Here is a 12,788-nt window from a genome sequence, read left to right on the forward strand (position 1 = left end):
GAGAGTGGGAGAGGGGGAGAGTGGGAGAGGGGGAGAGTGGGAGAGGGGGAGACTTTTTCCTTTTTACTTCTTCGCTTTTTCTTCTGACTATTTCCCTCGTCATTCTTCCTCATAATTCTTCCTCATAATTCTTCCTCATAATTCTTCCTTCTTCCCTCTTCCTTCTTCCCTCTTCCTTCTTCCCTCTTCCTTCTTCCCTCTTCCTTCTGACTAATAACTAGCGATTTCTCGACGATTCTAACTTAGACAACCGCTCTTTAATTTTGAGCACATCCTGCTTAGTTTCAATTGCCAAAGTTGCTAAATTGTCAAACATCGGGTCTCCCGAAAGCATTCTAGAATTTGTCCTGCCCGAACCAGGGCGGTTTGGAGACTGAGGCCGGTTCACTCCAGAACCTTGAGACTGCAAACTGTAGATTTGTCCCCGGAGTTCAGCAATTTGACCTTCTAATTGAGTAATCCGAAAGTCTAATTGACTGGTCGATTGAGCTGGCGTAAAAATTGGCGAAATAGTAATTGCTAACAAGCAAGCAAGACACAGAAGACAGATTTTTGTGGCGCGATGGCGAATAATTTTTGGCATAGCTTGAATGATTTAAATTATACCATTTGTACAATAACAAATCGCTGATATTTTTGCTCTCTATCAGAAGTATGTTTTATGCCAACTAGGAACGTATTATTTGCATTAATATCAAAAGTTACCAATATTTTGTCGCTTAACATGAGCCTCTCGATCCCCCCTAACCCCCCTTGAAAAGGGGGGGACAAGAGCTTCAAAGTCCCCCTTAACAACGGGGGGACAAGAGCTTCAAATTCCCCCTTAACAACGGGGGATTTAGGGGGATCTACACTCAGATCAAAGCGAGATTTGTGATGGATTTTAGTCTTAACTTGACACCAATAGCTGTGTCCCTACCTAATTAAGAATCTTCGCCCCAAACTTTTAGCTGAACATAAACTAATATCAAAGCTATAGCCATCAGAAAAGTTGCGGCTGCGGCTGCATAGCCAAAATCAAATTGCGAAAAAGCTTGCTCGTAAATATAATAAACTAGCAAATTAGTAGAGTTCAAAGGGCCGCCGCCGGTGATGACGTAAACTTGCTCGAAACTCCGCAGGGTAAAAATAGCTGTAGTCACCGTAGCGAATACTAAAGTCGGCCGCAAACCGGGTAAAGTGATGTACCAAAATTGTTGCCAAGCATTAGCTCCATCCAATTCGGCTGCTTCGTAACGATTTACCGGAATTGCTTGCAATCCTGCTAAAAATACTACCATATTAAAGCCTAATTGTTTCCAAACACTGAGCAAGATTATGACTGGCATTGCCCAAACTGTGCTACTCAGCCAAGGAATTGGATTTAAGCCGATCGCCCTTAGCATATCATTCACCGGCCCATCGGTTTGAAACAACCACCGCCAACCCAAGCCAACGGCAACTAAAGAGGTAATCGAAGGGATAAAATAAGCGGTGCGGAGAGCTCCGCGCCAAGCAAACGAGCGATTTAGCAAAACTGCCAAACCCAACGGAATGACTAAACTGGGAATGACTGTGGCGGTAGTAAAATAGATCGTGTTTTGGAGAATTTGCCAAAAATCCGGGTTAGTGACTAGGCGCGAGTAGTTGTTCAAACCAATCAAACGTACTCCCGACTGGGTAAAGCTGCCGCTGGTAAAGCTGAGGTAGAATAAATAGGCGATCGGCAAAATCAAAAAAGTACCCAAAAACAGTAAAGCTGGGGCTAGAAATGTCCAAGCTGCGATCGATTCATTGTCCAACCAGTTAAAACGCCCAGATTTCATCGGAACCATTGGCTTATAAATTTTAGCTTTTAGTTTTAAATGGTATCACAATATAGGTCAATCTCACAATGAATCTTCTCGATATATTGGCGAATTTACCCACTATAGAAACTGAAAGGCTCCTGCTCCGAAAAATTACCTTAAACGATGCCAGTGATATGTTTGAGTATGCCTCAAATCCCGAAGTATCAGAATACACAATGTGGTCAACTCATGTCTCCATCGAAGACACTAAATACTTTCTCAAGTCTCTGACAAAAATGTACAAAAAACGAGAGCTTGTAGATTGGGGAATTGTCCACAAAGCTGAGAAGAAATTGATCGGTACTTGCGGATTTGTGGAATGGAGCATGACGCACAGCCGCGGGGAAATTGGCTACGCACTTTCTGGGAGATATTGGGGCGAAGGATACATGAGCGAGGCTGTCAATGCAATTATTGAATTCGGGTTTCGGGAAATGTTGTTAAATCGAATTGTGGGTAGATGTGAAGTTAACAATATTGCTTCGGCGAGGGTGATGGAAAAGGTGGGGATGCAATTGGAAGGGATTTTGCGACAGCAGCTATTTGTTAAGGGCAGATATTGGGATCTCAAAATTTATTCGATTCTCAGGGAAGAGTTTTTTAATAATGTTGTTGTAGAATCTAATTGATTATTTTTGATAGTATTTAAGTTGATCCACCTAATTCAAGGTAAAATACGGATCGCTAAAAAGCTTTCTATGTCTGTCTTCTTCCTTCTTCCTTCTTCCTTCTTCCTTCTTCCTTCTTCCTTCTTCCTTCTTCCTTCTACTTATGACACTTAATCAAGCATCTGCTAATTCCTTCCCTAGCCTGATTTCTCCTGAGATTAGCTTTCCTTCTACCTCTCCGGCTCATCCGCCCTTAAAATTAGGAATTTTAGCTTCAGGTAGCGGCAGCAACTTCGAGGTAATTGCCGAAGCCATCCAAAAGGGACAACTTAATGTTCAAATCCCAGTATTAATTTACAACAATCCCGAAGCGAAAGCCGCGGCCAGAGCCAAAAAATACGGCATTCCCTCGATTATGCTCAATCACCGCGATTGCAAAAGCCGCGAAGAATTGGATACAAAAATTGTTAAAACTTTCCAATCTCATGATGTAGAATGGGTAGTGATGGCAGGTTGGATGCGTATCGTCACCAAAGTTTTGCTCGATGCTTTTCCAGACAAAGTTATTAACATTCACCCCAGTTTGCTGCCGAGTTTCCCAGGAATTCGCGCCGTCGAACAAGCACTCGCCGCCAAGGTGAAAATCACCGGATGTACGGTGCACATCGCTCATTTGGAAGTAGACAGCGGGCCGATTTTAATGCAGGCTGCTGTGCCGATATTGCCTGATGATACGGCTGAAACGCTGCACGCGAGAATTCAGGTGCAAGAGCATAAAATTATGTTAGGCGCGATCGCACTTATTGCCGAATCCCATCAAAAACATTGTGACTAAAAACCTTGCCAGTGCTGCATCTGTCCCCGAATTGCCCGTCAGCGACTCACCCGAAAGTGGCCCGCCGCTGACTGATTCTAATCGCCTGAAATTAATACTCAAAGAAAGGCTGAAAAAGAACATCGGCATCAAGGGAGAATTTTATCTGCCTTGCTTGCCATCAATGTTAGACGACTATTTTAAATTACTCTCAGACTTCCTAAATATCCTCGGACAAAACCTCGACGCTGCTCAATCCGAAAACTTGCGAACATTAATCGCCAACGCCTTAGTAGAAGGATTCAAAAATTCCCCCCACGCTAATCTCATAGTCTCATACTTTCCCGCCAATTCCCAAACCGGTTTAGCAGGCGGCATTACTCTCAATACCAAGATTGAAGTCGAATCAATGGCCCAGAAATATCATAGCTGGCCGGATATTCGTCCCGAACCTTTATTTGGTAGCCATCCTGATGCCAAAGTCATCGCTATTGCCGCCGAATTAGGCCAACCGGGTAAAGCAGCTATTTTAGATGTCGGTGCGGGCCCAGGGCGCAATAGTCTGCCTTTAGCAAGGTTAGGACATTCCGTGGATGCGATCGAGCTAACGCCCATATTTGCCGAAAAACTATCATCCGCAGCCACCGCCGAAAATTTGCCGATAAATGTCACCCAAGGCGACGTTTTAGATCCATTATTGAGGATGCAAACCTATCGGTATAAATTAGCGATTGCTACCGAAGTTCTCTCCCACTTCCGCTATCCCGAACAAGTCCGCTTATTCCTCGGCAAAATGTCCGATGCTGTGTTAAGTGGCGGCTTTATACTATTCAGCACTTTCTTAGCCGTCGATGGGTACGAACCCGATGAGATGGCAAAACAAATGTCTGAATTGTGTTGGTCTTATTTAATTACCAGACAAGAATTGCAAGCAGCAATCGAGGGTTTACCGTTAGAAATTATTTCTGATGAATCGGTGATTGAATACGAACAAAAACATTTGGCTGATTCTGCGTGGCCGCCGACTCCTTGGTTTGTGAGTTGGGCCAGCGGGCGCGATTTATTTCCAGTGCAAGAAACGCCGCCGTTGGAGTTGCGGTGGATACTGGTTAAACGGTTGTAGAGAGTAGTGCCTGTGTCAGATTGTAGCTGCTTGATGATTGATAAAATAACGCACTCGCTCCGCATCATCCGACAAATTTTAGCTAGTAAGGTGCGTCAGATTGTAGCTTGTCGATTTTTGATAAAATCACGCACTCGCTCCGCACCCTACGGCAATTTTTCCTAATCTACCTAGTTTTATTTTTGGTTTTTCTTTAAATATGCTTTTGGCACTAAAGCATCTCTTTCAAACTTGATAAATCAAAATTTTTTGTGCCCTGATAGTCAAAATACTTGCCTTTTCTATCGACTAAAACTGTTTTAATTCCCAACTGCTCAGCTCCCTCAATATCATCTTCCATTGAGTCACCAACCATTAAAACTTGTGATGGTTCTATATTTAAATCATTCATAACAAATTCAAAAACTTTACAGCTAGGTTTGCAAAGGCCAATTTCTTCACTAATATAGATTTTCTTAATATATTGAGCTAGCTTTAAAGCCTTGATTTTATCCCTTTGCCCGTCCGAAGGTCCATTTGTAAGAATAGCAGTATTAATTTCTTTTTCTTCTAAAGTTTTTAGTAAGGGAATCACATCATCAAATAATGTTATTGCGTGATTAGCCTCTTTCATGTAAATAGAATTCAGTGCTGAAGAAAACGCTAAAGGATTTTGGTGAGCGCCTTGTATAACATCAGCATAGCGACGCAACCTATACTCGTCCCTTGAAATAACTCCATTAATAAATTGTCGGAACAACGTAGGTTCTATCAAGCTATAACTATTCCAGAATTGATTAACATCTATCCCAGATAATTCAATAACTCGATTAACAAGACTTATTGCGTTTTTTTTAGCTTTCTGATAATCACAAAGTGTATCATCTAGATCAAAAATGACGTATTTTATTATAGTCAATTATTTCTTCTACCCTAATTGTTCATCCCAAATTATACAAAGTCCAACACCAACTGTTCCCGATCGATATAGCTCGTAGTAGGGTGCGTCAGATCGTAGCTTGTCGATTTTTAATAAAATCACGCACTCTGACGCACCCTACGAGAATTTTTCGAGGTGAAAAATCTAATTCTCAATCTCAGAAGCCCGCAATTGTCCGCAGGCTGCATCGGCTTCTAAGCCGCGAGAATACCGCACACTAACTGCAATTTTCTTCTCCTTCAAAACCGTAACAAAATTGTTGATTCGATTGGGAGTTGGTCGCTGATATTCAGCTTCCTGAATCGGATTGTAAGGAATTAGATTGACGTGACACTGAAAACCGCGCAACTGACTTGCTAACTCGGCTGCGTGTTCCGGTAAGTCATTTACATTAGCTAACAGCACGTATTCAAAGCTTAATCTGCGTCCAGTCGATCGCACATACTCGCGGCATTCTGCCATTAACTCACCCAAAGGATAAGGGTGGGCGCTAGGAATCAACTCTTCGCGCAGTCTTTGATTGGAAGCGTGGAGGCTGACGGCGAGGGTAACTTGCAGTTGATGTTCGGCTAGTTGCGTGATGCGATTGCGGATTCCGACTGTGGAAATGGTGATGTTTCGCTGTCCAATTCCTACGTCTTGATTCAAACACTTGACAGCAGCTACGACGTTATCGAAATTCAGCAGCGGTTCGCCCATACCCATAAATACGATGTGGCTGACTCGGCGGCCGAAATCTTGCTGTACTGTCAGGACTTGATCGACAATTTCGTTTACTTCTAAATTGCGCTTGAAACCGCCTTTACCCGTAGCGCAAAAATCGCAGCCCATCGCGCAGCCAACTTGCGCCGAAACGCATACTGTCAGCCGTTTGTCGGTGGGAATGCCGACGGTTTCAATGATTTGACCGTCTGCTAATTTTAGGAGATACTTTACTGTGGCATCCGGTGCGACCGATCGCAAATGAATAGTCGATCGCCCGATCGGGATTTTAGCAACAGTCTCGCGCCACTGTTTCGAGAATACAGAAATATCGGAGAGCGATCGCGCCCCTTTCTCATAAATCCATTGGTACAACTGCTTTCCGCGATAAGCCGGTTGTCCCTGCTGCTGTACCCACTCCGTTAACTCAGCCAAACTCGCGCCCAGCAAAGGCGGAATTTTACCAGACTCAACAGCCAAAGCAGCAGTCTTGCGAGACTGATTCGCATCCCTGGAATTACCAGAAGAGTACACCTGAGAAACGGAAGTAGAAGGCATAGGTCATCAGAAAATTTACTGTCACTCTATATACTAAAACTTCTCGACCAAAACTGCCGAGAATCCTCCTCAAGGTACTTATGCAGAAGACCGGGCGGTTGAAACCGCGTCTATACAGACAAAACCCGATCTCAGAGGGGTTGAAGACCGGGCGGTTAAAATTGCGTTACTTTCTTCAGTCCCTCTGAGCTCGGACTTCGTTCGTGTAGACGCGGTTTCAACCGTACGTCCTCATTTGTGTAGACGCGGTTTCAACCGTACGTCCGATCTGTCCGCAACCAAGTTAAATTTTGGCAAAATTCCCGAAATATTGCATCTAAATGACCGCAGCCACCTAAAATAAACTCTGTAGTTTGTTAAAGGGTGTGCAAATTTGACAGCTTTCCAACACAATTAATGCAATTTCTATGGCGCTAAATATTCTCGCCCTACCCCTAGGGTTTCAATTTACATCCCCAGGCCCGATTATCTTTCAACTCGGCCCCGTAGCTATCCGTTGGTACGGGCTGTTGATAGCTTCTGCCGTCTTGATTGGAGTCAGTCTGTCTCAATATTTGGCCGAAAAGCGCCGCGTTAACCCAGAATTGTTGGGCGATTTAGCAATTTGGTTGGTTTTGGGTGCTATTCCCTGCGCTCGAATTTACTATGTGGCTTTTGAGTGGCAGCAATACGCCCAGAGGCCTGAAGATATTCTGGCGATTTGGAAAGGCGGAATTGCCATTCACGGGGCGATTTTGGGCGGCACGATTGCAGCTTTAATTTTTGCGAAAATCCAGCGAGTTTCTTTTTGGCAATTAGCAGATTTAGTAGCGCCTTCGGCAATTCTTGGTCAGGCGATTGGACGCTGGGGAAATTTCTTTAACTCCGAAGCTTTTGGCAGTCCTACGGATTTGCCTTGGAAACTCTATATTCCGCCAAACAGCCGCCCGATCGGCTACGCTAATTTTGAATACTTCCACCCCACATTTCTCTACGAATCTTTGTGGAATTTGACAGTATTTGGGTTGCTTATAACTTTATTTTTCCGCGATTTGCAGGGCAAAATTCGCTTAAAAACTGGTGCTTTGTTTTTGGTTTACATCGCAGCTTACAGTTCCGGTCGAGTCTGGATTGAAGGGTTGCGAACTGATAGTTTGATGTTTGGGCCGCTGCGGACGGCGCAAATGGTAAGCTTGACTGGGATTGTTTTAGGATTGGGTGGGTTGGCTTGGCTTTATTTGCTCGATCGACCTTTGCCAGATGTGATATCAGCCACGGGCGATCGGGCAAATTCCACTCACAAATCCCCAGAGGATCAATAAAAAACCCCAGAGAGGTTAGTCTCTAGGGTTCAAACCAGGGTGCATCTACCATCCCTTACTTCCAGCCAAAATAGGTGCATCCGGAAGCGCCGGTAAATTTAGCAAACTTTTTTAGCAGCCATGAGTTTGACAGAGATTCCATCCCTAATTCCAGGGGTATACATTGTAGGTGCAGGCCCCGGAGACCCGGATTTGTTGACTGTTAAGGCTCAAAAACTACTGGCTGCGGCCGATGTCATATTATTTGCCGATTCTCTAGTCCCTGAGCAAATTTTGGAGGGAGTGCGCGCGGATGCTGAAGTGATCCAAACAGCGGATAAGACTCTCGAAGAGATTGTACCTTTGATGGTGGAGCGAGTGCGCGCCGGCAAAAGCGTCGTTCGCCTCCATTCCGGCGATCCCTGTCTCTACGGCGCAGTCGGTGAACAAATGCAGGCTTTGGCTGAAGCGGGAATTGCTTTTGAGGTAATTCCGGGAATTAGTGCTTTCCAACTTGCGGCAGCTAAACTTAAAATTGAGTTGACAGTTCCGGGAGTTGTGCAGACAATTATTTTGACCAGAATTAGCGGCCGCACGGAAGTGCCGGAACGTGAAGAATTAGATAGTTTGGCGGCTCATCAAGCGAGTTTGTGTCTGTATTTGAGCGCGCGCCATGTCGATCGAGCTCAAGCTCAGTTGATGGAACATTACCCATCGGATTTACCAGTGGCGATTTGTTATCGTTTGGGCTGGCCGGATGAAAAAATTGTCCTAGTTCCTCTTGACAAAATGGCGATCGCTACTCGCGAACATAATTTGATCAGAACGACGATGTATGTGATTAGTCCGGCTTTGGGTAAAGAGGCCCAAGGGCGATCGCGCTTGTACCATCCAGAGCACGATCGGCTTTTCCGATCGAAGGAAGAAGGAAGAAGGAAGAAGGAAGAAGGAAGAGGGAAGAAGGAAGATTAATTCCCGATTACCAATTACCAATTACTAATTACCAATTACCCATTACCCATGAAAGATTTAACTCGCAGAGAATTTATGACTATCACCGCATTAACCGCCGGATTTGCCTTAGCAGTTCATCCGATTGCTGCGGCAACTATTACCACAGATACAACTAATTTAGTTGCAGGTGAAGTGAAAATCCCGGTGAAAGACGAGTTCATTCCAGCCTACAGAGCCATGCCCGCTACTGGGAGCAATTTTCCAGTAATTTTAGTAATTCAAGAAATCTTCGGAGTTCACGCCCACCTTCAAGATATTTGCCGCCGTTTTGCTAAATTGGGCTATTTAGCGATCGCCCCAGAAATGTTTGCCCGTCAAGGTGATGTTTCTAAAATCACCGACATTCAAGAAATTATTAGTACAGTTGTCTCCAAAGTTCCCGACGCTCAAGTTATGTCCGATTTAGATGCTACCGTAGAGTGGGCGCAAAAGTCAGGAAAGGGCAATATTGATAAGTTGGGAATTACCGGATTTTGCTGGGGAGGGCGAATTGTTTGGATGTATGCCGCCCACAACCCAAAAGTCAAAGCTGGCGTGGCTTGGTACGGGCGTTTGGTTGGCTCTTCTACGGCTTTGACTCCCAAACATCCGATAGACATTGCAGCAACTTTGAAAGTGCCTGTATTGGGGCTTTACGGCGACAAAGACGAGTCAATTCCCAACGATACCGTCGAGAAAATGCGGCAAGTTCTCAAAACAGGCAGCAGCGGTTACGAAATTGTGCTTTATGCAGATACGCCGCACGGTTTTAACGCTGACTATCGCCCCAGTTACCGGGAAAAAGAAGCTGAGGATGCTTGGAAACGGATGCAAGATTGGTTTAAGAAGCACGGAGTTGTTTGAGAGTTTTAAATGTTGAGTTGTGAGTTAAAATTTACTAGCTTCTCGCTTAAAAATGTTTAGTTAACGAACCGCGAAGACGCGAAAAGCGCGAAGTTAGAGAAAGAAGAGAAAAAGGTAATATTGCCGATCGCTCTTAAGACAGTTGGGTTTGTGAGCCGGACATTGGTAAACTGGGCTGTGTAGAATTATCGATCGACAGGTAAGCCCGTGTTAGACGAACAAGCTAAAAAGACCATCCTCCGCAAAATCCCTCACGGATTGTACATCTGCGGTGTCAAAGACGGGGAGGAAGTCAACGGTTTCACCGCTAGCTGGGTGATGCAATCTTCCTTTACCCCTCCCTTAGTCGTCAATTGCGTCAAGCAAGACTCCAAATCCCACGCCATGATCAAAGCCAGCGGTGTCTTTGCTTTGAGTTTTCTGGAAGAGGGACAAAAAGAGTTAGCCCAGAAATTCTTTAAGCCGCAGCGCCGCGTTGGCAATAAATTTGAGGATGTAGAATTTTATGCTGGGGCGGAAACTGGCTGTCCGATTATTTCGGACTCTCTGGGTTACATCGAGTGCAATGTTGTCGGTGCTGTGGAACACGGGGATCACACGGTTTATGTGGGAGAAGTTATCGGTGCAGGGGTTCACCGCGAGGGATCTCCGTTGCAGTTAGAAACCACTGGTTGGAATTACGGCGGTTAAAGACTTGGCAGTTGGTAACTGGCAGTTGGCAGTTGTCAGTTGTCAGTTGTCAGTTGTCAGTTGTTAAGAAAGGCGAGTTAAAATTAATAAAAAATCGGCGATAATTTTGTCGGCATTTTCTTCTGTCAAAATTGGTACGTGTACGAAAATACATTTGGTGCTAAGTTGAGAATCTGCAAGGTGTTTTAAAACCGCATAATATAGGGCTTCGCATACAAATTTTCCGGCTTCGTGACTGATTTCTGTGGTTGCTAAATCAGCGATTAATGATTCGAGATTGACTGCTGTTTTCAGCATATCTGTATCGCAGCAAGCGCAGGATTCTATGGTTAATTTTTGTCTGCTTTCTGCCATGCCGCAGCAGATAATGGTGTCGGGTTGGATTTGGTTGATTTGGGCGATCGCCAAATTGGGCGCTGACTGAAAATCTACGGGCAGTTTCCTCAAAAAAGTCAGGGAATCAGCCAAAGATTGAATTTGAGAAATCTTGGCTAATAAGTCGTCAGAAGAGTTTGATTTCTGATGGGGAAGCCAAGTATTAAATGATGTTAATAAAAATTTGGTTGTCATAAATGATTGGGAATTGGGAATTGGGCATTGGGCATTGGGCATTGGGCATTGGAAGTAACAAATAACCATTCGACCCTTCGACTACGCGAGCGGGGACAGCACTAATGACTAATGACTAATGACTAATGACTAATGACTAATTACTAATTACTGATGACGTTTTGTGCAATAATACCGCTATCGATCATATAAGGCAAGTAAGTCAATGTCTGTCATCGCAGTAGTAGACTATGACATGGGCAATCTGCACTCGGTCTGTAAAGGCTTGGAAAATGTGGGTGCAGTGCCAAAAATTACGGATTCTCCGGCTATAATCGAGCAGGCGGATGCGGTGGTTTTGCCGGGAGTGGGTTCGTTTGACCCGGCAATGCAGAATTTACGATCGCGCAATTTGATAGAACCGATAAAAAGTGCGATCGCCTCTGGGAAACCTTTTTTAGGCATTTGTTTGGGTTTGCAAATTCTGTTTGAAAGTTCCGAAGAAGGCGTAGAACCGGGATTGGGCGTGATTGCGGGAAAAGTACGCAGGTTTCGCTCGGAACCGGGGTTGACAATTCCACACATGGGATGGAATCAATTGGAATTTGCTCAGCCGAATCTGCCACTATGGGAAGGTTTACCCTCTGAACCTTGGGTTTATTTCGTGCATTCTTATTATGTTGATCCGGTTGATTTGGAAGTGCGATCGGCAATGGTGACTCACGGTAGTCAAAATGTGACGGCGGCTATCGCTAAAGGCAATCTGATGGCTGTGCAATTTCACCCGGAAAAGTCTTCGACTACGGGATTGCAAATGCTGTCAAATTTTGTCAGTCTGGTGAGGGCAAAGGTAGCTGCTTAGGCGATTTGTGCAAAACCCGGTTTGTGGTATGAACCGGGTTTTTAGAGTTTTCAAGGATACCATGATCGAAAAAAAATGCAACTGTAAATCTGCTCCAAACCCATATCCAGTAATTCATCCATAATTCTAAATTTTGAAATAGTAAATCTACCTAATTCAACGTAAAATACGGATCGCTAAAAAGCTTGATGTCTTCTTCCGTCTTCCTTCTTCCTTCTTCCTTCTTCCTTCTTCCTTCTTCCTTCTTCCTTCTTCCTTCTACTTATGAGTCTGAGAATTTGCGGCAACCGCCAAATCAAAACTCTGCCGGGACTGGCAACTCGCCCGACACTGGCGCGAGTCAGAGAGGCTTTATTTAATATTTGGCAGGGGACGATCGCAGATTGTAGATGGCTTGACATTTGTACCGGCAGTGGTTCGATGGGTGCAGAGGCTTTGTGTCGCCAAGCAGCGAGTGTTACTGGTATCGAACAGTCGGCGAAAGCTTGTGCAATTATCCGCGAAAACTGGGAAAAAATAGCAGATTCTTCTCAAGAAGTCCAAATATTGCGGGGAGACGCGATCGCAAAATTGACGGCACTAGCGGGACAGCAGTTCGATCGCATTTACTTCGATCCGCCCTACGCCAGCGACTTGTACGAACCTGTGTTAAATGCGATCGCCAGCCAAGAAATGTTAGCACCACACGGCGAAATCGCGATCGAACACAGCCCGGAGCGATCGACACAACCGATACCTGGCCTAGAAATTTGCCGCCAGAAAGTGTACGGCAATACAGCATTAACCTTCTATAGCCCAATACGGTTCCGATAAGAAGACGGGGCGGTTGAAACCGTACGTCTTATCTTCAGTCCGCGGAGGCGGACTTCGTTTGTGTAGACGCGGTTTCAACCGCCGTCTTATTGTCAACTGAACTGAGCAATCCCCGAAATAAATCGAGTTTACGCTGAAAATAAAGACTTTCAGTTGTAACATAAGTTGCAAAGTGTGAGTGTGA

Annotated in this window: 15 protein-coding genes; 9 read left to right on the top strand and 6 right to left on the bottom strand. The window is 44.8% G+C overall.

Annotation, left to right across the window (positions count from 1 at the left end; all coding sequences use genetic code 11):
• Window positions 1-217: 217 nt before the first annotated feature.
• Both K4039_RS01160 and K4039_RS01165 read right to left on the bottom strand, forming a co-directional pair.
• Window positions 218-583, bottom strand: a complete 366-nt coding sequence (locus K4039_RS01160; RefSeq protein ID WP_265233285.1) for a hypothetical protein — start codon at window positions 581-583, stop codon at window positions 218-220.
• 340 nt (window positions 584-923) lie between these two features.
• Window positions 924-1,814 carry a carbohydrate ABC transporter permease gene (locus K4039_RS01165; protein WP_265233286.1) on the bottom strand — a complete coding sequence of 297 codons (891 nt, stop codon included), beginning with the start codon at window positions 1,812-1,814 and terminating at the stop codon, window positions 924-926.
• Between the two features lie 59 nt (window positions 1,815-1,873).
• Between K4039_RS01165 and K4039_RS01170 the strand changes: the two genes are divergently transcribed.
• From K4039_RS01170 to K4039_RS01180, 3 genes are all read left to right on the top strand, one after another.
• Entirely contained in the window at window positions 1,874-2,458 is a 585-nt protein-coding gene (locus K4039_RS01170; protein WP_265233287.1) for a GNAT family N-acetyltransferase, read from the top strand.
• A gap of 142 nt (window positions 2,459-2,600) precedes the next feature.
• On the top strand, window positions 2,601-3,272 hold the full coding sequence (purN, locus tag K4039_RS01175; RefSeq protein ID WP_265233288.1) for a phosphoribosylglycinamide formyltransferase: 672 nt from the start codon (window positions 2,601-2,603) through the stop codon (window positions 3,270-3,272).
• The gene (locus tag K4039_RS01180) at window positions 3,265-4,374 is read left to right on the top strand and encodes a bifunctional 2-polyprenyl-6-hydroxyphenol methylase/3-demethylubiquinol 3-O-methyltransferase UbiG (RefSeq protein WP_265233289.1); all 1,110 of its coding nucleotides are present in this window, start codon (window positions 3,265-3,267) and stop codon (window positions 4,372-4,374) included. The genes purN and K4039_RS01180 overlap by 8 nt, the downstream gene beginning before the upstream one ends.
• 211 nt (window positions 4,375-4,585) lie before the next feature.
• Here the strand turns inward: K4039_RS01180 and K4039_RS01185 are convergent, their stop codons facing one another.
• Together K4039_RS01185 and rlmN are read right to left on the bottom strand one after the other, a co-directional pair.
• On the bottom strand, window positions 4,586-5,272 hold the full coding sequence (locus K4039_RS01185) for an HAD family hydrolase (RefSeq protein ID WP_265233290.1): 687 nt from the start codon (window positions 5,270-5,272) through the stop codon (window positions 4,586-4,588).
• A 165-nt stretch (window positions 5,273-5,437) separates the two neighbouring features.
• Entirely contained in the window at window positions 5,438-6,553 is a 1,116-nt protein-coding gene (gene rlmN / locus K4039_RS01190) for a 23S rRNA (adenine(2503)-C(2))-methyltransferase RlmN (RefSeq protein ID WP_265233291.1), read from the bottom strand.
• Window positions 6,554-6,960: 407 nt separating this feature from the next.
• Here rlmN and lgt point away from each other — a divergent pair, with 407 nt between their 5' ends.
• The 4 genes from lgt to K4039_RS01210 all read left to right on the top strand — a co-directional run bounded on the left by lgt (window position 6,961) and on the right by K4039_RS01210 (window position 10,380).
• Complete coding sequence (gene lgt, locus K4039_RS01195) at window positions 6,961-7,854, top strand: prolipoprotein diacylglyceryl transferase (protein ID WP_265233292.1); 894 nt, start codon at window positions 6,961-6,963, stop codon at window positions 7,852-7,854.
• Window positions 7,855-7,974: 120 nt separating this feature from the next.
• Window positions 7,975-8,805, top strand: a complete 831-nt coding sequence (cobM, locus tag K4039_RS01200) for a precorrin-4 C(11)-methyltransferase (protein ID WP_265233293.1) — start codon at window positions 7,975-7,977, stop codon at window positions 8,803-8,805.
• Window positions 8,806-8,853: 48 nt separating this feature from the next.
• A complete protein-coding gene (locus K4039_RS01205; RefSeq protein ID WP_265233294.1) occupies window positions 8,854-9,690 on the top strand; it encodes a dienelactone hydrolase family protein in 837 nt (278 codons plus the stop codon).
• Between the two features lie 207 nt (window positions 9,691-9,897).
• The gene (locus tag K4039_RS01210) at window positions 9,898-10,380 is read left to right on the top strand and encodes a flavin reductase family protein (RefSeq protein ID WP_265233295.1); all 483 of its coding nucleotides are present in this window, start codon (window positions 9,898-9,900) and stop codon (window positions 10,378-10,380) included.
• A 63-nt stretch (window positions 10,381-10,443) separates the two neighbouring features.
• On the opposite strand, the gene K4039_RS01215 is transcribed toward K4039_RS01210, so the two are convergent.
• Window positions 10,444-10,950, bottom strand: coding sequence for a peptidase C15 (locus K4039_RS01215; protein ID WP_265233296.1), 507 nt, complete (start codon window positions 10,948-10,950; stop codon window positions 10,444-10,446).
• Between the two features lie 205 nt (window positions 10,951-11,155).
• Between K4039_RS01215 and hisH the strand changes: the two genes are divergently transcribed.
• On the top strand, window positions 11,156-11,791 hold the full coding sequence (gene hisH / locus K4039_RS01220; protein ID WP_265233297.1) for an imidazole glycerol phosphate synthase subunit HisH: 636 nt from the start codon (window positions 11,156-11,158) through the stop codon (window positions 11,789-11,791).
• A gap of 176 nt (window positions 11,792-11,967) precedes the next feature.
• Here the strand turns inward: hisH and K4039_RS01225 are convergent, their stop codons facing one another.
• Window positions 11,968-12,192: a hypothetical protein gene (locus K4039_RS01225; RefSeq protein ID WP_265233428.1), complete on the bottom strand. Its 225-nt coding sequence runs from the start codon at window positions 12,190-12,192 to the stop codon at window positions 11,968-11,970.
• Here K4039_RS01225 and rsmD point away from each other — a divergent pair.
• Entirely contained in the window at window positions 12,104-12,604 is a 501-nt protein-coding gene (gene rsmD / locus K4039_RS01230; protein WP_265233420.1) for a 16S rRNA (guanine(966)-N(2))-methyltransferase RsmD, read from the top strand. The genes K4039_RS01225 and rsmD overlap by 89 nt on opposite strands.
• Window positions 12,605-12,788 lie beyond the last annotated feature (184 nt).

It is taken from the genome of Lyngbya sp. CCAP 1446/10, from assembly GCF_026130175.1.
Classification (GTDB): domain Bacteria; phylum Cyanobacteriota; class Cyanobacteriia; order Cyanobacteriales; family Microcoleaceae; genus Microcoleus.

Coding starts and splice junctions, on each gene's coding strand:
- hisH (WP_265233297.1), top strand. CDS start 11,156: ATGTCTGTCATCGCAGTAGTAGACTATGACATGGGCAATCTGCACTCG.
- cobM (WP_265233293.1), top strand. CDS start 7,975: ATGAGTTTGACAGAGATTCCATCCCTAATTCCAGGGGTATACATTGTA.
- K4039_RS01170 (WP_265233287.1), top strand. CDS start 1,874: ATGAATCTTCTCGATATATTGGCGAATTTACCCACTATAGAAACTGAA.
- purN (WP_265233288.1), top strand. CDS start 2,601: ATGACACTTAATCAAGCATCTGCTAATTCCTTCCCTAGCCTGATTTCT.
- lgt (WP_265233292.1), top strand. CDS start 6,961: ATGGCGCTAAATATTCTCGCCCTACCCCTAGGGTTTCAATTTACATCC.
- K4039_RS01215 (WP_265233296.1), bottom strand. CDS start 10,950: ATGACAACCAAATTTTTATTAACATCATTTAATACTTGGCTTCCCCAT.
- K4039_RS01205 (WP_265233294.1), top strand. CDS start 8,854: ATGAAAGATTTAACTCGCAGAGAATTTATGACTATCACCGCATTAACC.
- K4039_RS01160 (WP_265233285.1), bottom strand. CDS start 583: ATGCCAAAAATTATTCGCCATCGCGCCACAAAAATCTGTCTTCTGTGT.
- K4039_RS01225 (WP_265233428.1), bottom strand. CDS start 12,192: ATGTCAAGCCATCTACAATCTGCGATCGTCCCCTGCCAAATATTAAAT.
- K4039_RS01165 (WP_265233286.1), bottom strand. CDS start 1,814: ATGGTTCCGATGAAATCTGGGCGTTTTAACTGGTTGGACAATGAATCG.
- rlmN (WP_265233291.1), bottom strand. CDS start 6,553: ATGCCTTCTACTTCCGTTTCTCAGGTGTACTCTTCTGGTAATTCCAGG.